The organism is Micromonospora sp. WMMD1082, assembly GCF_029626175.1.
Classification (GTDB): Bacteria; Actinomycetota; Actinomycetes; order Mycobacteriales; family Micromonosporaceae; genus Micromonospora.
The window spans coordinates 6,131,798-6,157,778 of the sequence record NZ_JARUBM010000002.1 but is presented as its reverse complement, the minus strand read 5'-3'; the positions used below and the strand labels follow the sequence as shown (position 1 = coordinate 6,157,778).

General features: G+C 72.5%; 25 protein-coding genes and 2 pseudogenes. 14 read left to right on the top strand and 13 right to left on the bottom strand.

The features are described from left to right. Nucleotides 1–63 precede the first annotated feature (63 nt). Nucleotides 64–756, bottom strand: a pseudogene (locus O7615_RS28485) (CDP-alcohol phosphatidyltransferase family protein); the annotation flags it as partial. Nucleotides 757–852: 96 nt separating this feature from the next. Here O7615_RS28485 and O7615_RS28480 point away from each other — a divergent pair. From O7615_RS28480 to O7615_RS28450, 7 genes are all read left to right on the top strand, one after another. Continuing rightward, nucleotides 853–1,833 (top strand): zinc-binding alcohol dehydrogenase, encoded by a 981-nt coding sequence (locus tag O7615_RS28480; RefSeq protein WP_278180858.1) that lies wholly within the window; start codon nucleotides 853–855, stop codon nucleotides 1,831–1,833. A 3-nt stretch (nucleotides 1,834–1,836) separates the two neighbouring features. Continuing rightward, nucleotides 1,837–2,256: a 6-carboxytetrahydropterin synthase gene (locus tag O7615_RS28475; RefSeq protein ID WP_278180857.1), complete on the top strand. Its 420-nt coding sequence runs from the start codon at nucleotides 1,837–1,839 to the stop codon at nucleotides 2,254–2,256. 43 nt (nucleotides 2,257–2,299) lie between these two features. After that, nucleotides 2,300–3,334 carry a glycosyltransferase family 4 protein gene (locus O7615_RS28470; RefSeq protein ID WP_278182270.1) on the top strand — a complete coding sequence of 345 codons (1,035 nt, stop codon included), beginning with the start codon at nucleotides 2,300–2,302 and terminating at the stop codon, nucleotides 3,332–3,334. After that, nucleotides 3,331–4,155, top strand: coding sequence for a class I SAM-dependent methyltransferase (locus tag O7615_RS28465; protein ID WP_278180855.1), 825 nt, complete (start codon nucleotides 3,331–3,333; stop codon nucleotides 4,153–4,155). Before O7615_RS28470 ends, O7615_RS28465 begins: the two co-directional genes overlap by 4 nt. A 62-nt stretch (nucleotides 4,156–4,217) precedes the next feature. Continuing rightward, nucleotides 4,218–5,180, top strand: coding sequence for a lysylphosphatidylglycerol synthase transmembrane domain-containing protein (locus O7615_RS28460; RefSeq protein ID WP_278180854.1), 963 nt, complete (start codon nucleotides 4,218–4,220; stop codon nucleotides 5,178–5,180). 11 nt (nucleotides 5,181–5,191) lie between these two features. Next, nucleotides 5,192–5,830, top strand: coding sequence for a GTP cyclohydrolase II (gene ribA / locus O7615_RS28455; RefSeq protein ID WP_278180853.1), 639 nt, complete (start codon nucleotides 5,192–5,194; stop codon nucleotides 5,828–5,830). Continuing rightward, entirely contained in the window at nucleotides 5,827–6,534 is a 708-nt protein-coding gene (locus O7615_RS28450) for a dihydrofolate reductase family protein (RefSeq protein ID WP_278180852.1), read from the top strand. The genes ribA and O7615_RS28450 overlap by 4 nt, the downstream gene beginning before the upstream one ends. 142 nt (nucleotides 6,535–6,676) lie before the next feature. Here the strand turns inward: O7615_RS28450 and O7615_RS28445 are convergent, their stop codons facing one another. The 5 genes and pseudogenes from O7615_RS28445 to O7615_RS28425 all read right to left on the bottom strand — a co-directional run bounded on the left by O7615_RS28445 (nucleotide 6,677) and on the right by O7615_RS28425 (nucleotide 11,160). Next, nucleotides 6,677–7,819 carry a helix-turn-helix domain-containing protein gene (locus O7615_RS28445; protein WP_278180851.1) on the bottom strand — a complete coding sequence of 381 codons (1,143 nt, stop codon included), beginning with the start codon at nucleotides 7,817–7,819 and terminating at the stop codon, nucleotides 6,677–6,679. Between the two features lie 38 nt (nucleotides 7,820–7,857). Next, nucleotides 7,858–8,016, bottom strand: a complete 159-nt coding sequence (locus tag O7615_RS28440; protein WP_278180850.1) for a hypothetical protein — start codon at nucleotides 8,014–8,016, stop codon at nucleotides 7,858–7,860. 177 nt (nucleotides 8,017–8,193) lie between these two features. Then, the gene (locus O7615_RS28435) at nucleotides 8,194–9,342 is read right to left on the bottom strand and encodes a helix-turn-helix transcriptional regulator (RefSeq protein WP_278182269.1); all 1,149 of its coding nucleotides are present in this window, start codon (nucleotides 9,340–9,342) and stop codon (nucleotides 8,194–8,196) included. A gap of 307 nt (nucleotides 9,343–9,649) precedes the next feature. Then, nucleotides 9,650–10,655 (bottom strand): annotated as a pseudogene (locus tag O7615_RS28430) (transcriptional regulator). Next, the gene (locus O7615_RS28425) at nucleotides 10,624–11,160 is read right to left on the bottom strand and encodes an ATP-binding protein (RefSeq protein ID WP_278180849.1); all 537 of its coding nucleotides are present in this window, start codon (nucleotides 11,158–11,160) and stop codon (nucleotides 10,624–10,626) included. The pseudogene O7615_RS28430 and the gene O7615_RS28425 overlap by 32 nt, the downstream one beginning before the upstream one ends. A gap of 213 nt (nucleotides 11,161–11,373) precedes the next feature. Between O7615_RS28425 and O7615_RS28420 the strand changes: the two genes are divergently transcribed. Continuing rightward, a complete protein-coding gene (locus O7615_RS28420) occupies nucleotides 11,374–12,177 on the top strand; it encodes an inositol monophosphatase family protein (RefSeq protein ID WP_278180848.1) in 804 nt (267 codons plus the stop codon). A 492-nt stretch (nucleotides 12,178–12,669) separates the two neighbouring features. Here O7615_RS28420 and O7615_RS28415 read toward each other — a convergent pair whose 3' ends face one another. Further along, the gene (locus O7615_RS28415) at nucleotides 12,670–13,119 is read right to left on the bottom strand and encodes a MarR family transcriptional regulator (protein ID WP_278180847.1); all 450 of its coding nucleotides are present in this window, start codon (nucleotides 13,117–13,119) and stop codon (nucleotides 12,670–12,672) included. Between the two features lie 77 nt (nucleotides 13,120–13,196). Here O7615_RS28415 and O7615_RS28410 point away from each other — a divergent pair, with 77 nt between their 5' ends. Both O7615_RS28410 and O7615_RS28405 read left to right on the top strand, forming a co-directional pair. Continuing rightward, nucleotides 13,197–13,955, top strand: coding sequence for an SDR family oxidoreductase (locus O7615_RS28410; protein ID WP_278180846.1), 759 nt, complete (start codon nucleotides 13,197–13,199; stop codon nucleotides 13,953–13,955). A gap of 70 nt (nucleotides 13,956–14,025) precedes the next feature. Then, nucleotides 14,026–14,736 carry an alpha/beta hydrolase gene (locus O7615_RS28405; RefSeq protein WP_278180845.1) on the top strand — a complete coding sequence of 237 codons (711 nt, stop codon included), beginning with the start codon at nucleotides 14,026–14,028 and terminating at the stop codon, nucleotides 14,734–14,736. 261 nt (nucleotides 14,737–14,997) lie between these two features. Here O7615_RS28405 and O7615_RS28400 read toward each other — a convergent pair whose 3' ends face one another. The 6 genes from O7615_RS28400 to O7615_RS28375 form a co-directional block, all read right to left on the bottom strand. After that, nucleotides 14,998–15,540 (bottom strand): MOSC domain-containing protein, encoded by a 543-nt coding sequence (locus tag O7615_RS28400; RefSeq protein ID WP_278180844.1) that lies wholly within the window; start codon nucleotides 15,538–15,540, stop codon nucleotides 14,998–15,000. A 121-nt stretch (nucleotides 15,541–15,661) separates the two neighbouring features. Then, nucleotides 15,662–16,234 carry a GNAT family N-acetyltransferase gene (locus tag O7615_RS28395; protein WP_278180843.1) on the bottom strand — a complete coding sequence of 191 codons (573 nt, stop codon included), beginning with the start codon at nucleotides 16,232–16,234 and terminating at the stop codon, nucleotides 15,662–15,664. After that, nucleotides 16,227–18,269 (bottom strand): penicillin acylase family protein, encoded by a 2,043-nt coding sequence (locus tag O7615_RS28390; protein WP_278180842.1) that lies wholly within the window; start codon nucleotides 18,267–18,269, stop codon nucleotides 16,227–16,229. Before O7615_RS28390 ends, O7615_RS28395 begins: the two co-directional genes overlap by 8 nt. Beyond that, nucleotides 18,266–19,075 (bottom strand): ABC transporter ATP-binding protein, encoded by an 810-nt coding sequence (locus tag O7615_RS28385; RefSeq protein ID WP_278180841.1) that lies wholly within the window; start codon nucleotides 19,073–19,075, stop codon nucleotides 18,266–18,268. Before O7615_RS28385 ends, O7615_RS28390 begins: the two co-directional genes overlap by 4 nt. A 29-nt stretch (nucleotides 19,076–19,104) precedes the next feature. Then, on the bottom strand, nucleotides 19,105–20,127 hold the full coding sequence (locus O7615_RS28380) for an iron chelate uptake ABC transporter family permease subunit (RefSeq protein WP_278180840.1): 1,023 nt from the start codon (nucleotides 20,125–20,127) through the stop codon (nucleotides 19,105–19,107). After that, nucleotides 20,124–21,167 carry an iron chelate uptake ABC transporter family permease subunit gene (locus tag O7615_RS28375; protein ID WP_278182268.1) on the bottom strand — a complete coding sequence of 348 codons (1,044 nt, stop codon included), beginning with the start codon at nucleotides 21,165–21,167 and terminating at the stop codon, nucleotides 20,124–20,126. The genes O7615_RS28380 and O7615_RS28375 overlap by 4 nt, the downstream gene beginning before the upstream one ends. A gap of 135 nt (nucleotides 21,168–21,302) precedes the next feature. Here O7615_RS28375 and O7615_RS28370 point away from each other — a divergent pair, with 135 nt between their 5' ends. The 4 genes from O7615_RS28370 to O7615_RS28355 all read left to right on the top strand — a co-directional run bounded on the left by O7615_RS28370 (nucleotide 21,303) and on the right by O7615_RS28355 (nucleotide 25,930). Then, entirely contained in the window at nucleotides 21,303–22,337 is a 1,035-nt protein-coding gene (locus tag O7615_RS28370; RefSeq protein WP_278180839.1) for an ABC transporter substrate-binding protein, read from the top strand. 142 nt (nucleotides 22,338–22,479) lie between these two features. Continuing rightward, on the top strand, nucleotides 22,480–24,030 hold the full coding sequence (locus tag O7615_RS28365) for an aspartate aminotransferase family protein (protein ID WP_278180838.1): 1,551 nt from the start codon (nucleotides 22,480–22,482) through the stop codon (nucleotides 24,028–24,030). Nucleotides 24,031–24,065: 35 nt separating this feature from the next. Beyond that, nucleotides 24,066–25,346 (top strand): SidA/IucD/PvdA family monooxygenase, encoded by a 1,281-nt coding sequence (locus O7615_RS28360; RefSeq protein WP_278180837.1) that lies wholly within the window; start codon nucleotides 24,066–24,068, stop codon nucleotides 25,344–25,346. Beyond that, nucleotides 25,343–25,930, top strand: a complete 588-nt coding sequence (locus O7615_RS28355) for a GNAT family N-acetyltransferase (protein WP_278180836.1) — start codon at nucleotides 25,343–25,345, stop codon at nucleotides 25,928–25,930. Before O7615_RS28360 ends, O7615_RS28355 begins: the two co-directional genes overlap by 4 nt. Nucleotides 25,931–25,981 lie beyond the last annotated feature (51 nt).

Below are 25,981 nucleotides of genomic sequence, written 5' to 3'. Positions count from 1 at the left end.
CCGCTCGACGCGGCGCAGGCCGATCGGCACCGCCGGCACCACCAGGGCCGGCACGGCCCGGATCGCCCGGTGCCGCCACAGCCAGGTGACGTCCCGCCCGAACGACTCGACCAGCAGGCCGAGCGCGAGCACCAGCACGAGGGTGGTCAGCACCCCGGGCAGCACCTGCGACGCGGCGACCGCGAGCATGATCCCCTGGACCGCGGCGACCACCTTACGCCAGTACCGGGGCGGCAGTTGCGCGTCCACCCAGGGCAGCACCCAACCGGCGACCAGGAAGGCGTACCGCATCACGCCGATGACGAGCACCCACGCACCGACCGACGGGGCGACGTAGAGGCTGAGCATCAGCACCAGGAACGAGTCGACCTCCATGTCGAACCGGGCACCCAGGGCGCTGACCGTCTTCGTGCGGCGGGCCACCTTGCCGTCGACGGCGTCGAGGGCCAGCGCCACCGTCGTCATCGCGATCAGCACCGCCACCGGCGCGGGTCGACCGCCGGTCAGCGCGTCGGCGATCAGCGCGGTCACCGCGCCGACCAGCAGCCCGCGACCCATGGTGACCCAGTCGGCCGGTCCGAGCCGGTCGGCGCCGGCGTGACGCAGGCCACGCACCAGCGCCAGGCAGGTCACGGCGCCGTACGCCAGGCCCGCCAGCCAGCCCGCGACGCCGAGGCCGACCGTCGCGGCGAGTCCCGCCAGCAGGACAATCTGGACGATCAGCCCAATCTGCGGACCGGTTCGAACTGTGGACACCGTGCCTCCGTGTTTATGATCGACGACCCCTGTCAGGGAAGTACGGAAAACATGACGGATCGGTTCGGTCCGGACGCAGGTAAGGGAGAAAAATCGGTGACGCGAGCGGCCCGCGCCTTCTGGCTCCGCGCGCCCGGCGCGGGCGAGATCCGCCCGGTGACGCTGCCCGAGCCGCGCGACGACGAGGTGCTGGTCCGCAGCCGCTACTCCGGGGTCAGCCGGGGCACCGAGACCCTGGTCTTCACCGGTGGCGTGCCCGCCAGCCAGTACGCCACGATGCGCGCCCCGTTCCAGGAGGGCGACTTCCCCGCCCCGGTCAAGTACGGCTACCTCAGCGTCGGCGAGGTCGCGCAGGGGCCGGCGCACCTGCGCGGGCGTACGGTGTTCTGCCTGCACCCGCACCAGAGCGCGTACGTGGTGCCCGCGGCGGCGGTGACCGTCGTGCCGGACGGGGTGCCGGCGACCCGCGCGGTGCTCGCCGGCACGGTGGAGACCGCCGTCAACGCGCTCTGGGACGCCGCGCCCCTGATCGGCGACCGGGTCAGCGTGATCGGGGGCGGCATGGTCGGCTGCGCCGTGGCCGCCCTGCTGGCCCGCTTCCCCGGCGTGCGGGTGGAGTTGGTCGACACCGACCCGGCCCGCGCCGAGGTGGCCGCCGCCCTCGGCGTCGACTTCGCCGCCCCCGAGGCGGCCACCGGCGGGCGTGATCTCGTGGTGCACGCCAGCGCCACCGCCGCCGGCCTGCAACGCGGCCTGGACCTGCTCGTGCCGGAGGGTACCCTGCTCGAACTGAGCTGGTACGGCGATCGGCCGGTGCAGCTCTCCCTCGGCGGCGCGTTCCACTCCGGGCGGCTGACCGTCCGCAGCAGCCAGGTCGGCATGGTCGCCCCCGCCCGGCGCGGCAGCCGCGGCTACGCCGACCGGATGGCGCTCGCCCTCGACCTGCTCGCCGACCCGGCGTTCGACGCACTGATCACCGGGCGGTCACCGTTCGCGGAACTGCCCGACGTGCTCGCTCGACTCAGCGGGGGCGACCTGCCCGCGCTGTGCCATCTCATCACCTACGACGGGGAGTAGTCCGTGTTCAGCGTGACCGTCCGTGACCACATCATGATCGCCCACAGCTTCCGCGGCGAGGTCTTCGGCCCCGCCCAGCGGCTGCACGGCGCGACGTTCGTCGTCGACGCGAGCTTCCGCCGCCCCGACCTCGACGACGACGGCATCGTGGTCGACATCGGGCTGGCCACCGACCAGCTCCAGGCGGTGCTCGGCGAGCTGAACTATCGTAACCTGGACGACGAGCCCGCCTTCGCCGGTACGAACACCACCACCGAGGTGCTGGCCCGCACCATCGCCGACCGGCTCGCCGACCGGGTCCACGCCGGTGACCTCGGCGCCGGCGCTCACGGACTGACCGGTATCGCGGTCACCCTGCACGAGTCGCACGTCGCCTGGGCCAGCTACGAGCGGTCGCTCGCCACCGGCGGGGAACTCGTCTGACGTGCCGATTCCGCACGTCATCGCGCCGGGCGACGTCTCTGACGTGCCGATCCTGCACGTCGTCCTGCCCGGCGACATCGACGACCCGGCGTCACCCAGCGGCGGCAACGCCTACGACCGGCGGATCTGCGCCGGGCTCGCCGCGGCCGGCTGGTCGGTCCGCGAGCACGCCGTGCCCGGCGCCTGGCCCCGACCGTCGCCGGCCGAGCACGCCGCGCTGGCCGGGGTGCTCGCCGGGTTGCCCGACGGCGCGCTCGTGCTGATCGACGGCCTGGTCGCCTCGGTGACGCCGGACGCCCTCACCGCGCACGCCCGGCGGCTGCGCCTGGTCCCCCTGGTCCACCTGCCGCGCGACGACGACGCCGAGGCGCGGGCGCTGGCCGCCGCCACCGCCGTCGTCGCCACCAGCACCTGGACCCGCGACGCGCTGCTGCGGCGGTACGCGCTGCCGGCCGACCGGGTGCACGTCGCCGCGCCGGGGGTGGACCCGGCGCCACCCGTGCCGGGGTCGGCGGCCGGTTCGGCGCTGCTCTGCGTCGCGGCGGTCGCCCGACACAAGGGCCACGACGTGCTGATCGAGGCGCTCGCGGCGGTGCCCGACCGGCCCTGGACGCTGACCTGTGTCGGGTCGCTGCACCGGGAACCGGAGTTCGTCGACCGGCTGCGCGAGCGGATCAGCGCCCGGCGACTCGGCGACCGGATCCGGCTGGCCGGGGCACTGGCCGCTGACCGGCTCGACGCCGCGTACGCCGGCGCGGACCTGCTGGTGCACCCGTCGCGCGGTGAGACGTACGGGATGGTGGTCACCGAGGCACTGGCACGTGGCGTGCCGGTGCTCGCCACGGCGGTCGGTGGGCTGCCCGACACCCTCGGGCACACGGCCGAGGGCGAACGTCCCGGCCTGCTGGTGCCGCCCGACGACCCACCCGCCCTCGCCGCGGCCCTGCGCCGCTGGCTCGACGACGCGTCGCTGCGCGAACGGCTCCGACGGGCCGCCCACCGGCGGCGAGCCACCCTCGACGACTGGACGACCACCGTCGCCCTGATCACCACCGCCCTCAAGGAGGCGTCGGCATGAGCATCGATCTCCCGCCCGACTTCGCGCAGTGGCTCGCGCTGCGGGAACCCGCCGACGTGGCGGCCCGGTCGACGGAGTTGGTCGGCACGCTGCGCGCGGCGCTGGCCGGCGACGGGCCGTTCGTCGTGCACGACCTCGGCGCCGGCACCGGCTCGCTGGGCCGCTGGCTGGCCCCGCTGCTGCCCGGGCCGCAGCACTGGATCCTCTACGACCAGGACCCGGACCTGCTGTCCCGGGCCCGCGCCGGGATGCCCGCCACCGCCGCCGACGGCGCGCCGGTGACCGTCGAGACGCGCCGGGGTGACCTGACCCGGCTGACCGCCGCCGAGCTGGCCGACGCCGCGCTGGTCACCGCCTCGGCCCTGCTCGACATGCTGACCGCCGAGGAGGTCGACCAGCTGGCGGCCGCCTGCGCGAAGGCCGGCTGCCCGACGCTGTTCCTGATCTCGGTGACCGGCACGGTGCGGCTGACCCCGGCCGACCCGCTGGATGACGAGGTCGCCGCGGCCTTCAACGCCCACCAGCGCCGCACCGTCAACGGTCGCCGGCTGCTCGGGCCGGACGCCGCCGACGCCTGCGCCGCCGCGTTCGCCCGGCACGGGGTGGACGTCGAGGCACGGCCCAGCCCATGGCGGCTCGGGCCGCAGCAGGCCGCCCTGGCGGCGGAGTGGTTCACCGGTTGGCTCGACGCGGCCCGCGAGCAGCGCCCCGAGCTGACCGCCCGTACCGGCGAGTACGCGCGACGCCGACTGACCGAGGCTGAGACCGGCCGGCTCGGGGTACTGGTCGACCATGCCGACCTGCTGGCCATGCCCCGTTGAACCGCTGGCCGACCGGCTGCGTGCGTACAGTCAGGGAAGATCGCCATGCCGGGGAGGCACGAGTGGGGGATGAAGCTGGCGGCGCCGTGTCCACGGCGGCCCCGGCGGGTCGGTCGTGGTGGGGGTGGGCGCGGCTGGTCCTGGGGCTGGCCGTGCTCGTCGGGCTGCTCTGCTGGCTCGGCACCGGGCCGTTCCTGGCCGGGCTGCGCCTGATCGACGCGCCCGCGCTGGCCGCCGCGCTCGCCATCGGCGTGCTCACCACGGTCTGCGCCGCCTGGCGGTGGAGCCTCGTCGCCGGTGGCCTCGGCGTCCGCCTCCCGCTGCGGGAGGCGGTCGGGCACTGCTACCGGGCGGTGTTCCTCAACGCGACCCTGCCCGGCGGGATCCTCGGCGACGTGCACCGCGCGGTACGCCACGGCCGTGACGTCGGTGACATCGGCCGGGGCATCCGGGCGGTGGTGTGGGAGCGGATGGCCGGGCAGGTCGTGTTGGTCGCGGTCGCCGTGGTGCTGCTGTTCGCCTTCCCCTCACCGGTGCGCCCGTTCCTGCCGGTGGCGACCGCCGTGGCGGTGGCGGTGCTGGTCGCCGTGGTACTGGCCGCCCGACTGCTGCCGCGCTCCGGTGCCTCCCGGTTCACCCGCGCGGTCGGCACCGCCGTGTCCGACGTGCGCAGCGGGCTGCTCGGTCGGCGTACCTGGGCCGGAGTGCTGCTCGCCTCCGCGCTCGCGGTCGCCGGGCATCTCGCGACGTTCCTGGTGGCGGCCCGCACCGCGGGCTCCACCGCCCCGGTGAGCCTGCTGCTGCCGCTGACCCTGCTGGCCCTGCTCGCGATGGGGGTGCCGGCGAACGTCGCCGGGTTCGGCCCCCGCGAGGGCGTGGCCGCGTGGGCGTTCGGCGCCGCCGGCCTGACCGCCGCCGAGGGGGTGGCCACCGCGACGGTGTACGGCGCCCTGGTGCTCGTCGCGAGCCTGCCCGGAGCCGCCGTGCTGCTGGCCCGACGTGTCCGTGTACCCGCCACCGTCTGACGAGGAGACCCATGTCCGAATCACTGCCTGTCGCCACCATCCGGACGCAGGTCACCGTGCCGCTGCGGTTTCCCGACGGCTACACCACCACGGCCCGGCTGTTCACCTTCGACGGGTTGGTCGACGGCCGGGAGCACCTCGCCTTCGGCCTCGGTGACAGCACCGGCGCGGGGGGCGGGAAGGTGCCGCTGGTCCGTCCGCACAGCGAGTGCCTCACCGGTGACGTGTTCGGCAGCCAGCGCTGCGACTGCGGCCCGCAGCTGCGGGAGGCGGTGCAGCGGATCGCCGACGTCGGTGGGTACCTGCTCTACCTGCGGCAGGAGGGCCGGGGCATCGGGCTGTACGCCAAGCTCGACGCGTACGCGTTGCAGGACGGCGGGCTGGACACCTACGAGGCCAACGTCGCGCTCGGCCACTCCGAGGACGAACGCGACTACACGGTGGCCGCGCAGATGCTCGCCGCGCTCGGCGTCGGGCCGATCTCGGTGTTGAGCAACAACCCGGAGAAGACCGAGCAGCTGGGTCGGCTCGGGGTCACCGTGACCGAGCAGGTGCCCACCGGCGTGTTCCTGTCCCCGGCCAACGCCGACTACCTCGCGGCCAAGGCCAGCCGCGCCGCCCGCGCCGCCGACCTTCCCTTCGTCCGGTGACCGGCCCGCCGACGGCGCCGCGGCCGTACGTGCTGCTCAGCTGCGCCACCTCGATCGACGGCTACATCGACGACGCCACGGACGAGCGGCTGCTGCTCTCCAACGACGCGGATCTCGACCGGGTGGACGCGGTCCGTGCCGGGTGCGACGCGATCCTGGTCGGCGCCGGCACCGTCCGCCGCGACGATCCCCGTCTGCTGGTCCGGTGCGACCGGCGCCGGGCCGACCGCCTGGCCCGGGGCCTGCCGGGATCACCGACCCGGGTGACCGTGACCGGCTGCGGAGACCTGGATCCGGAAGCCCGGTTCTTCACCGTCGGCGACACCGACCGGATCGTCTACAGCGCCAGCGGCGCGCTGGAGAAGACCCGACACCGGGTGGGTCGGCTCGCCACGGTGGTCGACGCCGGTGACCCGGTCGACCTGGAGCGGGTCCTGGCCGACCTCGCCGACCGGGGCGTACGCCGGTTGCTGGTGGAGGGCGGCGCGGTGGTGCACGGCCAGTTCCTCGCCGCCGGCCTGGCCGACGAGCTGCACCTGGTGGTGGCCCCGTTCTTCGTGGGGGATCGGCGGGCGCCCCGCTTCGTCGGCGAGGGCAGCTTCCCGTGGCACGCGGGGCGGCGGGCCCAGGTGGTGGAGGCCCGCCAGATCGGCGACGTGGTGCTGACCCGCTACGCCCTGTCGGAGCGCTGCGACCCGGCCTGAGCGCTCCGGAGGGCGTCGGCCGCTGGCGCTCCGCACACCGGGCACCGGCCTTCCGGCCGCGTCTGGTCGCGGGTGTTCCGTCGGGCGGTGAGGGTCAGGCGGTTGCGGATCTGGGCCAGGGACAGGAACGGCGCGGTCACGTTCACACCAGCCCGAGACCGAGGGCGAGCTGCACGATTGTCGCGGGAGCGTGCGGGTCGCGGGTGGCCTGGGCGACCAGGTCCCGTACCGTCGGCCGGTGCCGGACCTCGGCCGCCGCGATGCTGTCGGCCCGTATCAACACCCGGGCCGCGTTGCCGTGGTCATCGCTGTGCAGGTACGCGCGGGCCGCGTCGACGAGGTGTGCGGCGCGGTGTTCGACAGGTAGCCAGCGCCATCCGTCCCGCCGGATCGCCTTCTCGTGCCGGGCGACCGCCTCTGGTCCGTCGCCCAGCTCGACGGCGGCGGCGACGCGGGCCAGTTCCACGGCGGTCGGCCCGAACGTGGTCCGGTGATGGTCGTGCCCGTCACCGACCCGAACGGCCATCTCGGCGGCCTCGTCCAGCAGGTCAGCGGTGGCGCGGTCGTCGCCTGCCCGGGCCGCGATCAGGGCCGCCTGGATCAGCAGCGACCCGCACAGCGACATCTCCTGTGGTGATCCTGCGTCGGGGTCGGGTGGGGCGATCCGGTAGGCGGCGGCCAGCATCACCGACCTCGCCCGCGCCGATGCCCGGAGGACCTGGCCGAGCTGCACCGCTGCGCAGGCCAGCAACACGCGGTCACCGGTGGCGGCGGACATGGCCCGGTCGGCGGCCAGCCAGGCAAGGTGGCCTTCGTCCAGCTTGACCAGCAACGCTGCCGTCACCCGGTACGCCTCCACCACCAGCGTCCGGCCCGCTTCCGGGTCCTGGGCGTGAGTGCGGTGCACCTCGGTCAACAGCGCTGGCACCAGCTCGATCAGGTGGGGGTACCGGGCGTGCTGGTAGGTCGTCCACGCGTGCGCGATCTCCCGCGCCAGTCTCTCCGGTGGCATCACCTCGCGGCGGCCCGACGGTCGGCCGAGGGCCATCTCGTAAGTCGACATTGCCGCCCTGATCTGGGCGACACCCTCGTGACGCTCGGCTGTATCGGCGGGCTCGATGTCGCGTCCGAGCAGGGTCGCGGTGTCGACGCGGAGCACGGTGGCGATGTCGCGGATGGTCGACAGGCGCTCCAACGACCGCACGCCGCGCTCGACCTTGTCCACCCAACTCTTCGACTTGCCCAGCCGGTCGGCGAACGTCTGCTGGGACAGCCTCCGACGCACCCCGCAGGTAGGCGACCCGTCGACCGATCGGCACGGGGTCACCGGTCACGACGCCACCGCCGATCCGGCACCGCCGATGTTGTCTCCTCGACCGGTATCCGCTCGGCCTCGGCCTGCGCCAGAATCCGCTGCTTCGCGGCCTCCCGCTCCGCCGCTTCCGCCTGCTCGCCTCGGCTGTGCCCTCCATCGTGTTCCACGCCGCCCACGTACGACCCCTCTTCGGACAGGGCACGGCGGTGTTCTCGGGAGAGGTCGCCACCGTCGCGCCGGCTCAAAGGCGCGACCCAGCACATCGGGATGGGTGAACATGCGGACCGCGCTGTAATCGGGACGCTACGGAACGCACATTGGTTAGCTGGAACGCTTACGCACCACTACTGGGAGGTGAGGCTCATCCGCTCGCACAGCCCCCGCAACTCCGGGGATGTCGCGCCCTTGCGCAGCAACGACCGTGCCGTCTCCCGCGCCGACACCGACGAGCGGGCATGCTGCGGACCGACCCGCTCCGCAGCGAGCAGCATCCGCACCGCATCCCGGTCCCGGCCGACCGCCTCAGCGGCCCGGCCCATGTCGAGCCAGAAATACACCTGCCGTACCGCCGGCAGACCCGCCAACTCCACACCCGCCGCCGTCTGCAACGCCGCCTCCGGACGGCCCGTATCCAGCAGGAACGCCATCAACCACAACGCGACGTTCCGTGGCCCCCAGGCGAGATCCCAACTCTCGGTCTCCCCGGTGTGTGCCGCGATCCGCCGGGCCTCGGCCAGATGCTCCTCCGCACCTGCCTGATCGCGCAGCCCGGCGAGGTGATGCGCCCGCGCCAGGTGCAGGAACCCCAACACGTCCAACGCCCCGTGCGCGCCGCTACCCGCTAGATCAGCAGCCGCGACGTCACACAGCGCCCGCGCCGGACCGTACGCCCCCGAATAGGCCGACACCCGCGCCCGGTTCGCCGCCGCGACCCCGACCGCCACCGGGTCATCGAGCAACCCGGCCGCCTCGGCGCAACGCTCCGCCGCCAACCACGCATGCGCCGGGTAGCTGACGTTGAGCAACGACCCCATCGCCACGCCGTACACCGGCACCATCTCCGTCAACGCCGCCCGCCGATCGGTCAGACCGTGCATCGCCGGCACCAGGTCGACAAGCCGCCGCAACGCACCCGCGTAGTCGCACCGCCCGTACAGGCCACGCACGAGCGCCGCCTCTCGGCGTACCTGCTCGACGGTCGCCACCGCATCGGAACGCCCGGCCATCGGCGTGTCCATCATGATCCGCCATACCCGCTCGGCGTCGATGCGCGCGGCGTCAAGCTGCCGGTCAGCCGGCGTGTACGCCTGCCCGGTCAGATCCACCACCGAACACTCAAGCGCCGCCGCCAGATCCACCACCATGTACCGGTCGGTGCGCTGCTGACCACGCTCAATCCGCGACCACGACGTGTGGGAGATACCTGCCCGACTGGCCGCGTACCGCACACTCCAGCCACGCAGCTCCCGACGAGCACGAATACGATCACCAATCGACGGATCAGCAGGTATAGGCCGACGAGGCATCAGCGGCACTCCCAGATCACATGAGAACCCCTGCCGACCATCCCCGGCAGGCTGCCACTTCGGACGGTACACCGATACGCACCGACAGCAGCCGCACGCGCTTGATCATCTGTCCCCTTCTACGACCCATGCGGGCGCGACGGAGGGCCGGCGACGGCGCCGGACGACTTGTGCGATGGTCCTGCACCCCGACCCGGCCACGTAGCGGACACCCGATCATGCCGCGGGTCGGGTCCTCGTCGAGCCCACCTCGAAGCGGTCATCACAGCGGGCTCTAACGAGTCTCGGGCCAGTGCGCCTCGTACACGTCGCGGAGCGCCGCCGCTTCCGCCGCCCCGGTCAGTTCGACCCGCCGGAGCACTTCCCGAGCCCGCCACCAGTTCGACGACACCACCCGCCCAGACCGGACCGCCTCGGCGGCGACCGCGCTGGCCTCATCCGGCGCGTCGGCGGCCAGCAGCGCCATGGCGAGATCCAGACGGGCGGACGCGGAGCGCCGTGGTCGCTGCCCACCGTCGCCGCGCGGATCCCAACTCGGCCAGGGCAGTCCGCGCGATCTGCTCGGCGGCCGGGTCACCCGCCCACGACAGCGTCGTCGCCGTGTACGCCAACGCCTTCGTCGGGTCGTACCGGTAGTGGTGCTCGGCCCGCTCCGGCACCGGCAGATTCGCCGTCAACCGCTGCAGCCGATCCAGTGCATCACGCGTCCGCCGCACGTCGGCCAACCGCGCCCACACCCGCGCCTCCTGAGCGGTCGCCTGGATGTGCGCCGAACTGCCCCGGGGCGCCACCCGTTGAGCTTGCTGTGAGAGGTCCATGGCCTGTCGGTAGTCGCCTCGGGTGAGCCGGTCCCACGCCTGCGTCTCCAGGCACCACGCCTGGATCTCCGGATGCTCGGCATGCTCCGCGAGTGCCATGGCGGTGCTCAGATGCGTGCCGGCCGCCGACTGTTGGAGAAGATCGATGTGCACCGTCGCCCGTAGCACCGTCAACCAGCCACCGGCAACGACGAGCCGCCGCCGCTGCGCCAACGTGCCACGACCGTCGAGCAGGCGCCCGACGTAGGCCAACTGCCGCCGCACCATCGGTAGCAGATCAACCGGCCGGGTGGTCGCGTACGCACTCGCCAGATCATCGACGCGCGCCTCGATCCGGGCGAGCGTCTCGGCGCTCACATCGCTGGCCCGCACCCGGGCCAGCAGCTCACCGGCCTCAGCGTCGTGATCGACGGGCTGCGAGGAGCAGGCGTCAGGAGACCGATGGCGGCCAGCGGTGTCCACGCCATTCGTCCCATGTCGCGAATCCAGCCGGTGGGTCATCAATGGGCTCACTGCCGTCGAGTTCGCCCTGCGTTGGGACCTCGATGCTGGCAGCCCATTCGACGAGTTCCTCGTCGAACATGGGCCACGTCGTGTGTGGCGCCTCGGCCTGGCGCTGATCGAGTCGTCTCCGCTGCTCGGCTGGGGTGAGTTCGAAGTAGCGCAGCTCCACCGTCGCGCCCAGGTCGGCTGCCGCCTGGCGGAGCGCGGAGCGCTCGTCTCGACTCCAGAGGCCGTAGTCGATCACGACGTTGTTGCCCAGTTCGAGGGCGCGCAGCCCGATCTCGATGAGTCGTCCTTCGATCACGTCCCCCGCCGATGGCGGATTCTCGTCCCCGTAGAGAGCCTTCACCCATTCGTCCTTCGTGAGACGAACTGCTTCGTGATCGATCTCGATGCGCCGAGCGGCGGTGGTCTTCCCGGTGCAGGGGAGCCCCACAGTCAGGAACAGTGTTGGCTGCCTCATCATCACTCGCTTCCGACCGAACCGAACGCCTCAGTCTGACAGCCCTCTGCCGGTATGGCGGGGTCACCGGGCGGTCAGCTCGCGAGATGGATCCGGACCCATGCCAGGATGCGTTCGGTGACCCAGTCGTCTATCGGCCTGCTGAGCTGACCTCGGTACCGCCGCAGTCCTGGCGCTCCGGGTCGCGGCGTAGCAGGTGGCTAGGGTCGCCTCATGACCCTGACTGATGCTGAGGTTGCCATCGCGGCAGCTCTCGCAGGAGCCGAGGTGGTCGTTCGGAACTACGGTGCGGACCACGTCCGCTTCGCGAAGTCTGCGACTGACTTCGCCACCAACACGGACCTCGATGCCGAGGCTGCGATCGTAAGGGTCCTGGCGCGTCATCGCCCCGCAGACCCATGCACCGGCGAGGAAACCGGGGGCGCTGACTCCGAGGCAGCGAGACGACGCTGGCTCATTGACCCCCTCTGCGGCACTCTGAACTTCGCCGCCACCACCCCTCTGGTCGCAGTCAACGTCGCGCTACTCCAAGACGGGATAGGCCGTGCCGCTGCCTCCACCGATCCGATCGCCGGCGAGGTCTTCTGGACCGACGGGTCGGCTGCCTGCCTGCGCGCCTACGGCAGGGACCGGCCGCTGGCTCCGTCTGCGGTCTCTGGTCTCATCGAGATCAACTGCGACGGCCCGCTCGACCGTCCGTTCGTCGGTGGACAACTCGTGCATGATCCTCACCTGCGCGGTGCCTACGGGCCCCGCGTCATCTCCTCCACGCTGGGCGTGGCCTGGGTCGCAGCCGGCCGAAGGGCGGCGTACGTCTCCGACGGCACCTTCCGCGAGAACCTCCACTTCGCGGCCGGGATCGCAATCGCCGAGGCGGCAGGCTGCGCAATCAGCGACCTGGCGGGTAACCCGCTGAACGCCGGACGTGGCTTCATAGTCTCGGCCGACGCGGCCACACACCAAGCAGTACTGGCCCTCGTCGAGCCTCACCTCGAAGCGGTCATCAAGGCGGGCTAACGTCGGCGGTCGCGTCTGGTGCGCCGAGTAGTGGTCGGGAGAACGTATGGGTTCGTCGGAGCATGCTGTCATCGTGTGTCTTCCGCTGTCGGGCGACGAGTTCGGTACGCGGGAGGAACGCGAGGCGGTACGCGGTCTTGCGAAACGGTTGACCGCTGCAATCGAATCAGCGGCTGTCGGGGAAATCGACGGCGACGAACTCGGTGCCGGCGAAGCGGTGCTGTACGCGTACGGCCCCGACGCGAGTCGTTTTTCGCCGCGATGGAACCTCACCTGCGGGCCTTTCCCGCGCGGCCGGCGCACGCGGTGCTCCGCTTCGGCGAGGCGAACGATCCTGCAGCGGTCGAGCAGCGCGTCGATCTCTGACACGAAGCGCCACAGCATCCGGATCTCTGTCGCACCTCGCGCGCCATCTCGTGCCCGTCTCGGCCGAGACCGTGGGAGACGCGCATCCGCCCGCGTACTCAGGATGTTGCGGGGTGGGGAGTCCGGTCAGTCGGTTTCGATGGCTAGGGTGAGAAGGTTTCCGCGCACCTTTTCCAGGAGTTCGACCAACGCGGCCCGTTGATCGTTCGCCATTCCGGCTGTTGCGGTCTCGGCGAGGGTGCGCCAGGCCGATTCGATCTCCGAGATGCCGGTCCGACCCTTGTCGGTCAACACGATGCGGGTGGCGCGCCGATCGCCCGGCACGGACCTCCTGACGAACCAGCCGCCGTGCTCGAGACGACTGAGGCTGCGCGTCACGGTCGGCTGCTCCACGCCGAGGCGAGCGGCGACCTCGGAGACCGTCATGCCGTCGGGCTCCTGCCCCAGCATCCACAGCAAGACGTCCTGCCCGGGGTGCAGGGCGAGCCCGGCCAGGACGTCGGCCTGGGCACTCCGGTACAGCTTGGCCACCTTGACCAGGGCCTTGTTGGTGGCCAGGACATCCGCGAGTTCCACCTGGGCAGTGTACGAGTTGACAAGCCATCCATCCCTGATCCATAGTCGGCTAACTTATAGCCGACTATGGGAGTGTGATGGAAACCGGTCTGTCGAACAAGGTCGCCCTCGTCACCGGCGCTTCCGGCGCCATCGGCCGAGCCGCCGCATTGCACCTGGCTGCCGAAGGCGCCTCCGTCGCAGTGTCCTGGCATACCAACCGCGACGGCGCCATGGACGTCGTCGACGCCGTGACGGAGGCAGGCGGCCGAGCCTGCGCCGTCCACCTGGACCAGGGCGACCTCGTCACCGTGCAGGGCGTCATCGACCAGATCACCGAACGTCTCGGGCCGATCTCTGTCCTGATCGCCAACGCCGTGCAGTGGCCCTCTTTCGAGGCCGACGAGATCGACGGCCTCACCACCTCGCTGGCCGTCAACACGGTCGGCCCCGCAGCTCTGATCGACGCGGCCCTACCGGCCATGCGCGCCGCCGGCTGGGGGCGCGTCGTTGTCGTCTCGACCGACATCGTCGAGCAACCCATGGCCGGGCCGCTCGCCTATGCCACCGCGAAGGGAGCGATCGAGACCGCCGCACGAGTGCTCGCCGTCAGGGAGGCCCGCCATGGCATTCTGACGAACATCGTCCGCCCCGGCTTCACCCTCACCGACAAGGTGTTGAATGCTCCGTTCCTGGGCCCGAAAGCGGTCGCGGCCGAATCGGAGAAGACCCCGACCGGCCGCATCTGCACTCCCGAAGACATAGCTACCGCGATCACCTATCTGGCCTCGGCAGCCAATGGCCACATCAACGGGCAGACCCTGTCACTGGCGGGCGGCCGGGAACTCGTGCGCTAAACGCGCACGTCCTGTCATCGGCGAGGCGGCCGGGTGGCGGCGGCCAGGCGTCTTCGTGGATGGTGGACGGGTGAAGCCGGCGTTCGTACTGCTGCACAGCTTGCTGCTGGGTCCGCTGACCTGGGCTCCGGTGGCGGCCAACCTGAGGACACGGGGCACGACGACGGTCGTGCCGTCGTTGGTTCACGTGGCCGATGTCGACGACCCGCCGTTCTGGCCACGGATCGGCGCCGCTGTCAACGACGGCGTCTCCCACCTACCGCCGGGCCAGCCGATCGTGTTGGTTGCCCACAGCAACGCTGGCCCGTTGGTTCCGGTCGTCGTGCCGGCGGTCGGGCGTCCGGTCGCGGGCTGCTTGTTCGTCGACGCCAGCTTGCCCTCGCTGCGCGGTCCGACGCCTGCCGCGTCACCCGAACGGCTGGCCCACCTGCGGTCGATAGCGACGCGGGACCGGTTGCCGCAGTGGACGACATGGTGGGAGGAGAGCATCGTCGCACCGCTGTTTCCCGACCCCCAGACCAGATCGATGGTCGCGGCCGAGCAGCCCCGGCTCCCGTTGAGCTACTACGAGCAGCAGTTCCCTGTGCCCGCGGATTGGGACCGTCGGCCATGCGGATATCTGTTGTTCGGGCCGCCGTACGACCGCCTGGCCCGGGAGGCACGGACGCGAGGTTGGCGCGTCGCGGAGGTGCCCGGCGGACACTTGCATCAACTCGTCGACCCGGAGGCGGTAACCGCTGGCATTGCCACCATCACCGCAGACTGGCGCCCGGCTGCATGAGCTGACGTCGATCTGACCGGTAGATGGAGCCCCACCGCAGCGCACCGGTGACAAAACGTCCCGGCCCGGGTTCATGATCCGCGCAACTTCCCTGATACTGCTGCCTCGGGCGGAGTTGAGGCAGCAGTATCCCTGAAACTGTGCGGATCTTGCGCCCTCTTCGCGCCTGCGTGGCGTCCCGAAGAGACCGGGTGACTTGCACTTATCGTCGCGACATAACGCACTGATCTGCCGTGCCAGGTGTGCCCCGATTCGTCGGGATCAAGGGAGCTGCCGTACGGTGTCGCCTGCCTTGATCGTTGCGCCGACGACCACCCGGGCGTTGAGGCCGCGCAGCCGCAGTTGCTTGCCCTCCTCGGTCCAGACGATCTTGTGGGCGTCGCGTCCGAACCGGGCGGCGAACTTGGCACAGCCGGTGTGCGGCTGGTCGGTCACTTCGATGACCGCCCGGTCGCCGATCGCCAGGCGTGCACCGGCTGGCAGGGCGTCGACGCTCAGGTCGAGATCGAGGTAGAGCTGATCCCCGGCGAGCGCCCAGGCGTTCCGATCAGGGCCCGCGATCAGCTCGACGAAACGGGAGTTGATGACGTTCAGCTGCATGTCGGGGTGCGGTGACCGGTCGGCCGTCCGCGAGCTGGACCGCTGACTCCAGCTGTCGCCGATCAGCCCGGCATCGGGGTCCAGTTCGGCCTCGGAGAGCACCTCCCGGGCGTCGACGGCCGGCCGACGTACGGCCAGTGCCAGGGTGCCGACACCGCGCGGGGAACGCCGCACGAGGTGCAGCCCTTGCATGATCTCATCCATGGAGCGATGACGTACGGTGATGGGGTTTGCCACGGTCCGACTGTGCCCGACGCACGCCAGCGGCGTCCAAACTGTTCTCGAAACGCGAGACCAGAGCGAGGGCCCGCAGCGCGTTGCTCTCCTACCGCGGAGGGTTGGCGGCGCCCGGCAGGGCGGCGCGGTCGAGGAACATCAGCCGGGCCCGCTTGTCCGGCAGGTCGATCAGCGGGCCGTCGACGAAGCCGGCGCGCCGCAGCCGGACGATCGCCCGGTCGTTGCGGGCGTCCGGCTCCATCACCAGCCGCAGTCGGCGGCGGTCGGTGAAGACGAAGGCGATGAACTCGCCCAGCAGGGTTCCGGTGAAGCCCGGCTCGGGCCGCACCGGAGTGCCGATCAGTAGGTGGCCGCCGTGGTCGCCGGGGCGTACCGGGTAGCACTCGCCGACCGGGTCGTGCTCCGGCTCGTACGTCTGGAACAGCGCCACCGGCTCGCCCTCGCGCAGCGTGAGGTACGCGTGGTGGGTGGGCAGCGAGTCCACGTACCGGTAGATCTCCGCGACCCGGTCCCGGTCGGCGTCGCGCATCCCCCAGAACCGCGCCCGTTCCTGGCTGACCCACGAGTGGATCACGTCGGCGTCGGCGTCCGGGTCGACCGGCCGGAACGTGACCACGCCGAACCGGGGCACGTGCCGCTCGTAGTGGTGCCGGTCAGTCATCGTCTTCCTCCGTCAGCCGGTCCCAGTCGCAGGTCACCGGTATCAGGTCACCGCGCAGCCAGAGCGGCAGCTGGTCGTCGCGGTGCGGCCCGGCACCGGTGGCGCCGAACGGCACCACCCACCGGCTGTTCTCCCGCCGGGCCAGGTCCCACACGTAGCGGGCCGCCGGGCCGCGTAGGCACAGGTCGGTGACCCCGGGCACGCTGGAGGTGGACAGCACGCAGTCGTGGTCGCCGGAGAGCGGGGGCCCCGGTGGCGCGTCCGGGTCGGGCAGTGCCCGCCAGGGCGCGAGCCGGTGCCGCTCGCCCCAGCGGCGGGCGTCGCCGGCGGCGGCGACCTCCGTCAGGGCCTCGCGCAGCAGGGCGGTCCGGTCCAGGCCGGGCAGGTCGGCGTGCAGCAGGGGCGTCACGGCGTACCCGACCCGGGGCAGCAGGGCCAGCCACGGCCGGAACACCTCCGGGTAGTCCGCCGGCTCGGCCAGGGGCGCCAGCGTCGGGTGGGCGGCGAGCCGGCGTACCACGGCCGCCCGCAGGTCGGCGAAGGTCGCGGCGTCGGCGCTGTCGGCGGCCATCGTGCGGTCCCAGGCCAGCAGGCGCTCGCGCAGCGCGGCGGCGGGGCCGTCGAGCCCTTCCACCTTGGCGATCAGGTCGAGCAGCGGCCCGGCGGCGGGCAGGTAGGTGTCGGTGTGCACGGACGACAGCTGGTCGGCGCGCCAGTCGGTGGCCCCGTCGAGCAGGTGGCGGATCCGGTCGGCCCGGTGCGGCGCCGCGAACTCCACGCCGAACGGCGCGGCGATGCCGCGTTCGTTGGCCATCACCGCCACCTGGTCGATCGGGACCTTCGGCATCGGGTGCCAGCCCTGCCAGGCGTGGCGTGCCTCCCAGGCGGGCACCACCCGCAGGCCGTTGTCGGGGTGGCGGCGGGGCACCCGGCCGGCGACCCGATGCAGCAATCCACCGGCGGTGTCGGCGGCGAGCACCACGTTGACCGGCTCGACCCAGCCGTCCAGGGCCGCGTCGAGATCATCGACGGTACGCGCCCGCAGCAGCGCCGGCAGCACGGCGAAGCCGAGGTCGGCGGTGACCCGGGGCGGGTACCGCAGGCTGACCGTGACGGCGGGGTCGTCGTCGGGGCCACCGGCGATCAGCGGCCCCCGCTCTGTCTCGATTACCTCGACCTCGACCGGCGCGGCCCCGGCCACCTCGATCGTCTCGACGTGCCGGTGCGCGGGCCGCCACCCGTCCGGGCCGTACGCCTCGACCAGGTCGCCCCGGCGGCGCAGCCGCTCGGCGTAGCCGTCCTGGTAGTCGGCCATCGCGTTGGTGATGGCCCAGGCGACGTCGCCGGCGTGGCCGAAGTGCGCCACGCCCGGCACGCCGGGCACGGCCAGGCCGAGGACGTCGTACTCCGGGCAGGCCAGGCGGATCTGCTGGTAGATGCCGGGTGCCTCGATGAACCGGTGCGGGTCACCGGCGATCAGGGCGGCGCCACCGGCGGTGCGGTCGGCGGTGAGCAGCCAGCCGTTGCTGCCCGAGGTGACCTGGGCGTCCGCGGCGAACAGTCCGGCCGCCTGCGGGCCGAGCCGGCGGGCCACCTGCTCGCGCCAGAGCTTGGTGCCGAATCCGGCGAACAGCACGTGGTGGGTGAGCCAGAGCGCCAGCGGAGTCCACGGCTGCCAGCGGCCGGGGGCCAGGCCGGTGGCGGCGAACTCCGGCGCCCGAGCCGCACCGGCGGCCAGCCCGGCGTTGACGCCGTCGACGTAGCGGCCCACCCAGTCGGCGGTGGCCGGGTCGAGGGCGGCGTGGCAGCGCCGCGCGGTGTCGTCCAGCCGGGCGCGGCGGGCGAAGCTGTCCCACGCCACGGCGTCGGCACCGAGGAAGGCTGCGGAACTGCCCTGCGAGCGGTGCCGCTCCACCTCGATCTGCCAGGCCCGGTCGAGCGCGGTGACCCGGCCCTGGGCGAACGCCAGCGATCCGTGGTCGTCGGCGCGCAGGTGGGGGATCCCGTAGTCGTCGCGGTAGCGGCGGGTGCTCACGGGGTCACCGTACCGGCGCGGGCGCGGGCCGCCGGGACCACCAGCGGGGTGCCGGTCTCCGGGTCGTCGATGACCCGGCAGGGCAGGCCGAAGACCTCCTCGACCAGGTCGGCGGTGACGATCTGCCGGGGTTCGCCGGCGGCGACCACCCGCCCGCCGCGCATCGCGATCAGGTGCGTGGCGTAGCGGGCGGCGTGGTTGAGGTCGTGCAGCACCGCGACGAGGGTGCGGCCCTGCTCCTCGTGCAGCCGGGCGCAGAGGTCGAGAACCTCGACCTGGTGGGCGATGTCGAGGTAGGTGGTCGGCTCGTCCAGCAGCAGTAGGGGAGTCTGCTGGGCCAGCGCCATGGCCAGCCAGACCCGCTGCCGCTGGCCGCCGGACAGCTCGTCGACCAGCCGGTCGGCGAGGTCGTCGACGCCGGTGGCGGTCATCGACTCGGTGACGATCCGCTCGTCGTCGCGCGACCACTGCCGCAGCAGGCCCTGGTGCGGGTAGCGGCCCCGGGCCACCAGCTCGGCCACGCCGATGCCGTCCGGGGCGATCGGTGACTGCGGCAGCAGCCCGAGCGTCCGGGCCACCGCGCGGGCCGGGCGCCGGTGGATGTCCTCACCGTCGAGCAGCACCGACCCGGCGGCCGGCTTCAACAGCCGCGACAGTGCCCGCAACAGGGTGGACTTGCCGCACGCGTTCGGGCCGATGATGACCGTGAAGGAGCGGTCGGGCACCGCGACGGTCAGGTCCTCGGCGACGATCCGCCGGTCGTAGGCGAGCCGCAGCTCGCTGCCACCGAGCCGGGAGGTCGGCATGCTGGTCGCTCCGTTCTCGTCGAAGATTCTCACAGTCGGCCCGCCCGGCGTTCGGTGGCCAGCAGCCAGACCAGGTAGCCGCCGCCGATCACGCCGGTCACCACGCCGACCGGCAGCTGGCCGGGCAGGGCGCGCAGCGCCACCTGGTCGGCGGCGACGGTGATCAGCGCGCCCATGGCCGCCGCGGGCAGCAGGTTGACCCCCGGTGCCCGGGTCAGCCGCCGGGCCAGGTGCGGGGCGGTCAGCGCGACGAACGGCACCGGGCCGACGGCGGCCGCCGACAGGGCGACCAGCAGCACGGCCCCGGCGAGCAGCAGCATCCGCAGCCGCTGCACGTGCACCCCCAGGCCGCTGGCGGCGTCGTCGCCCAGCTCGGTCATCCGCAGCGCCGGGCCGCAGGCGAGCAGCACCGGCACCAGCACCGCGAGGGCGGCCAGCAGCGGCGCGGCGTCGGACCAGCCGCGGCCGTCCAGGCTGCCGGTGAGCCAGAGCATCGCCCGGGAGGCGCTCATCAGCGGTACGCGGGTCATCAGGTAACCGTTGACGCCGGTGAGGATCGCCGACATGCCGATGCCGACCAGGACCAGCCGGTAGCCGTGCACGCCTCGGCGCCAGGCGACCAGGTAGATGAGCAGGCCGGTGACGATGCCGCCGAGGGCCGCGGAGCCGGCGAGGGCGGCGCTGCTGCCGCCGACGGCCACCACGACGAGCGCGCCGGTCGCCGCGCCCTGGGTGAAGCCGAGCATGTCGGGGCTGCCCAGCGGGTTGCGGACCAGCGACTGGAACACCGCGCCGGCCAGGCCGAGCGCGGTGCCGACGGCCAGCCCGGTGACCAGCCGGGGCAGTCGCAGCTCGGTGACGATGAACTCCTCGGCGGGGCTTCCCCCACCGGTCAGCGTGCGCAGCACGTCGGCGGGGGACATCGGGTAGTCGCCGTGGCCGACGGCCAGCACGCCGAGGGCGAGCGCGAGCAGCAGGCAGGCGGTGCCGACGGCGAGGGCGCGTGGATGCAGCCGCAGGGAGAGCCGGCCGGGGGTGCGAATCACGATCATGGGCGGGCCGTCCTCGTCCGCGTCACCAACCAGAGGAAGAGCGGGCCGCCGAGCACCGCGGTGACCAGCCCGACCTGGAGTTCACCGGGGCGACCGATGACCCGGCCGAGCACGTCGGAGCCGAGCAGCAGCACCGGGGCGAGCAGCGCGCAGTACGGCAGCATCCAGCGCAGGTCGGGCCCGGTGAGGGCGCGCACCAGGTGCGGCACGAGCAGCCCGACGAAGACGATCGGCCCGCAGGCGGCCGTGGCGGCGCCACAGAGCAGGGTGATGGCGACGATCACCGCCGTGCGGGCCAGGGCCGGGCGGGCACCCAGGGACTGCGCGGCGTCGTCGCCGAGGGCGAGCGCGTTGAGCGGACGGGCCGAGGCCAGCGCCACCAGCAGCCCGGCCGCGATGAACGGCAGCACCCGCAGCACGGTGGCGGTGTCGGCACTGGCCAGCGACCCGACGGTCCAGAAGCGCAGCCGCTCCAGGCCGGCCGCGTCGAGCAGCATCACCGCGCTGACGTAGGAGTAGAGGGCCGCGTTGAGCGCCGCGCCGGCCAGCGCCAGCCGCGCCGGCGTGGCCGTGCGACCGCCGCCGACGGCGTACACGCCGACGGTGACGGCGGCCGCGCCGAGCAGGGCGAACCACACCTGGCCGGTGCCGCCGCCCACGCCGAACAGCGCGGTGGCGGTGGCGATCGCCGCGGCGGCGCCGGCGTTGATGCCGAGCAGGCCGGGATCGGCGAGCGGGTTGCGGGTCAGCGCCTGCATCGCCGCGCCGGCCACGCCGAGCGCGGTGCCGGCGAGCAGGCCGAGCAGCGTACGCGGCAGGCGCAGCTGCCGTACGACGGCGTACTCGGCGGCGTCGCGGTCGGTCAGGGCCTGCCACACGTCGGGCAGCGGGATCGGCTTGGCGCCGACGGTGATGCTCAGCACGGTGACCGCGAGCAGCGCCAGTGCGGCGACGAGGAGGCCGCTGGCGCGCAGGGCGGCACGGCGGTGCCGGGGTGGTGCGGTGGACCGGGGCGGCGTCTCGTGGGGTGGCGACTCGATGACGGACAGTGTGAACTCCAGTGTGCGAAACGCCGTCGGGACTTGACAGGAGCCGAGTCTAGGCAGGAAGTTAGGTTAGGTTAGCCTAACCCGGCTGTCCATGGTCCCCTCGACCCTGATCGAAAGACGACACGAATGTCTGAGCACCTCTCCACCCGTCGTTTCTCCCGCCGGGGACTACTCGCCGTTGGCGGCGCCGCTGCGGTGGCCGCCGTGCTCGCCGGCTGCGGTCAGGACGACGACACCGCCGCACCCGGCGCCGACAACGCCTCCGGACCCTGGTCTTTCACGGACGACCGGCCCGAGGAGGTCAGCGCGGATGCCCGACCCGGCCGGGTGGTCGCCTTCACCGGCTCCGCCGCAGCGCTGGTCGATTTCGGACTCAGCCGCGAGGTGGTGGGTGTCTTCGGCGAGACCAAGAAGGCGGATGGCAGCGCCGAGTCGCAGGCCGGCGACCTGGACGTGGAAAGCGTGGAGATCCTCGGCAACGTCTGGGGTGAGTTCAGCGTCGAGAAGTACGCCGCGCTGCGCCCGGAACTGCTGGTCACGCACATGTACGACCCGGGCGCCTACTGGTACGTGCCAGACGAGAGCAAGGACAAGATCCTGCCGCTCGCGCCGGTGGTGACCATCACCACCGCCCGGGTGCCGATGACGAAGCCGATCGAGCGCTACGCGCAGCTCGCCGAGTCCCTCGGGGCCGACCTGACGGCGGCGAAGGTCACCGACGCCAAGGCGCGGTTCGAGGCCGCCGCCGAGGCGGTGCGCCAGGCGGTCAAGGCCAACCCGGGCATCAAGGTGATGGCGGCCTCGGGCAGCCCCGACCTGTTCTACGTCTCCAACCCCAAGGTCAGCACGGACCTGATGTACTTCGCCGAGCTCGGCGTCGACATCGTGGTGCCGACCAAGCTCGAGGCCGGCGACTACTTCGAGGCGCTCAGCTGGGAGAACGCCGGCAAGTTCCCGGCCGACCTGATCCTGCTCGACAACCGCAGCACCGCCCTGCAGCCGACCGACCTGGCCGCCAAGCCCACCTGGAAGCAGCTGCCCGCCGTGCAGGCCGGGCAGGTCGCGCCGTGGGACGCGGTGCCCCGCTTCTCCTACGCCGGTGCGGCTCCGCTGCTGGAGGATCTCGCCAAGGCGATCCAGGGCGCGAAGAAGCTGACCTGACGCCGTCGGGCGGCCGGCTGGTCGACCACCACGCCGGCCGCCCCGCCACCGCCCTCCCAGACCCCAACGCCCGCCGCCCAGCTGCCGTGCGGCGGGTTCCGGCTGCCCGATAACCGAACCGCCGAGCGTGGAGGACACATCCATGACCCTGCCGGTGCACACCGCCGAGGCAACGCCGACCGGGCCGCGGCCCGGGCACACACCCGCCCGGGCCCACCTGCTGGGCGACGGCACAGTCGAGGAGTACCGCCGGGCGGTGGCCGCCGGCACGGACCGGGTGGCCCGGCGGGTGGCCGAGGTGAGCGGACCGTTCACCGGCGTACGCCCGGACGAGATCGCCCCCCTGGTGGAGGCGATCGACCTGGACCGGCCGCTGGGTGACACCACCGCCGCGCTGGACGAGCTGGAGGAGGTCTACCTGCGCGACGCGGTCTGGTTCCACCACCCGCGCTACCTGGCCCACCTCAACTGCCCGGTGGTGATCCCGGCGCTGCTCGGCGAGGCGGTCCTGAGCGCGGTGAACTCCTCGATGGACACCTGGGACCAGAGCGCCGGCGGCACGCTCATCGAGCGACGGCTGATCGAGTGGACGGCCGACCGGATCGGTCTCGGCCCGGCCGCCGACGGGGTCTTCACCAGCGGCGGCACCCAGAGCAACCTGCACGCCCTGCTGCTGGCCCGGGAGGAGGCCCTGGCCGCGACGACGCCCACCGACCGGCGGCTCATGCTGCCCCGGCTGCGGATCATCGCCTCGGCGGCCGGGCACTTCAGCGTGCAGAAGGCGGCCAAGCTGCTCGGCCTGGCACCCGACGCCGTCGTGGTGGTGGAGACCGGCCCCGACCGGCGGATGCGCCCCGGCGCCGTCCGGTACGAGATCGCGCGCTGCCGGCGGGCCGGCCTGACCCCGATGGCGGTCGTGGCCACCGCCGGCACCACCGACTTCGGCACCATCGATCCGCTCGACGAGATCGCCGAGGTGTGTGCCACGGCCGGGGTGTGGCTGCACGTGGACGCCGCGTACGGCTGCGGGTTGCTGGTCTCGCCCACCCGCCGGCACCTGCTCGACGGCATCGAACGGGCCGACTCGGTGACCGTCGACTACCACAAGTCCTTCTTCCAGCCGGTCAGCTCCAGCGCGCTGGTGGTCCGCGACCGGCGGACGCTGCGGCACGCCACCTGGCACGCCGACTACCTCAACCCGGCCCGGATGGTCGCCCAGCGCATCCCCAACCAGGTCGACAAGAGCCTGCAGACCACCCGCCGCTTCGACGCGCTCAAGCTCTGGCTCACGCTGCGGGTGATGGGCCCGGACGCGGTCGGCGAACTCTTCGACGAGGTCTGCGACCGGGCGACCGAGGCGTGGGACCTGGTCGCCGCCGACCCCCGGTTCGAGGTGCTCACCCGTTCCCAGCTGAGCACGGTGGTGTTCCGGTGGCGGCCCACCGGGCCGGGCCGGGACCTGGCCGACGCGGCCAACCTGCGGGCCCGGGAGGCGCTGGCCGCCTCCGGCCTCGCGGTGGTCGCCGGGACCAAGGTAGACGGCCGGCAGTACCTCAAGTTCACCGTGCTCAACCCGGCCACCACCGCCGACGACGTCGCCTACGTCCTCGACCTGATCGCCGAGCACGCCGGCCGGTACGTGCACGAACACGCCGGCGCGTTCGCCACCGACCTGACCTGCCCGGTCGGCTGAGCATGCGACCCGCGAACCCGAGCCTGGAGGGCCGGATGGAAAGCTACGACGTCATCGGGATCGGCCTCGGCCCGTACAACCTCGGCCTGGCCTGCCTGACCGCGCCGATCACGGACCTCGACGGGCTGTTCCTGGAGGCCCGCTCCGACGTCTCCTGGCACCCCGGCATGCTGCTGGAGTCGTCCCGGTTGCAGACCCCGTTCCTGGCCGACCTGGTCACCCTCGCCGACCCCACCTCGCCCTTCTCCTTCCTCAACTACCTGAAGGAGACCGGCCGGCTCTACCCCTTCTACATCCGGGAGAGCTTCTTCCCGCTCCGGGTGGAGTACGACGCGTACTGCCGGTGGGCCGCCGCGAAGCTGCCGAACCTGCGCTTCGGCCACGAGGTGCGGGCCGTCGAGTACGACCCGGCCGACCAGCGGTACGTGGTCACCGCCACCGTCGACGGCACCACCGTCAGCCACCGGGCCCGGCACCTGGTGCTCGGCACCGGCACCCCGCCGTACCTTCCCGACGCCTGCGCCGGCCTGACCTCCGACGCGGTGCACAACTCGCGTTACCTGGAACACCGCGACACGCTGAAGGCCAAGCGGAGCATCACCGTCGTCGGCAGCGGGCAGAGCGCCGCCGAGATCTACCACGACCTGCTCGGCGACATCGACGCCCACGGCTACCAGCTGAACTGGGTGACCCGCTCGCCGCGCTTCTTCCCGCTGGAGTACACCAAGCTCACGCTGGAGATGACCTCGCCGGACTACGTGGACTACTTCCACGCCCTGCCCGAGCCCACCCGCTACCGGTTGGAGGCCGAGCAGAAGGGGCTGTTCAAGGGGATCTCCGCCGACCTGGTCAACGACATCTACGACCTGCTCTACACGCGCAGCGTCGACGGCCCGGTCAACACCCGGCTGCTGACCAACACCGAACTGACCGGCGTCGCGTACGACGAGACCACCGGCGTGCACACCCTCGGGCTGCACCACGTCGAGCAGGGGCGTGACGCCACCCTGGACACCGAGGGACTGGTGCTGGCCACCGGCTACCGGTACCAGGTGCCCGCCTTCCTCGACCCGATCCGGGACCGGCTGCGCGTCGACGGGCACGGCCGGCTCGACGTCGCCCGCAACTACAGCGTCGACCACACCGGCCGGGGCGTCTTCCTCCAGAACGGCGGCACCCACACGCACAGCATCACCTCGCCGGACCTCGGCATGGGCCCGTACCGCAACAGCTGGATCATCCGCGAGCTGGCCGGCCGGGAGGTCTACCCGATCGAGAAGTCGATCACCTTCCAACAGTTCGGAGTGCCGGTGTGACCGCACTCGTGCACACCCGCCACGACCGGCGACTCGGCGAGTTCGCGCTGCGTACGCTCGACGTGGCCGCCGACGCCCCGCTGCTGCACCGGTGGGTGACCGACCCGAAGGCGGCGTTCTGGCTGATGCAGGACGCCGACGTCGACGCCGTGGCGGCCGAGTACCGGCGCATCGCCGCGCACCCGCACCACGAGGCGTTCGTCGGGCTGTGGCGCGGCGAGCCGGCGTTCCTCGCCGAACGGTACGACCCGGCACACGTCGAACTGGTCGGCCTGCACGACGCCCGGCCGGGCGACGTCGGCATGCACTTCCTCTGCGCACCCACCGACGCGCCCGTGCACGGCTTCACCCGGGCCGTCATCACCACCGTGATGGCCTGGCTCTTCGCCGACCCCGCCACCGAACGGGTCGTGGTCGAGCCGGACGTACGCAACACCGCCGTGCACGCGCTCAACGCGGCGGTCGGCTTCGAGGTGGTCGGCCCGATCACCAAGCCGGAGAAGACGGCCCTGCTGAGCATCTGCACCCGGGAGCGGTTCCGGGCCGCCACCGTAGCGAAGGAGCACCTCCGTGACCACGCCTGACCAGCCACCCGCTTCGTCGCGACCGGGGGATGCCGCCTCGCCGCACTTCTC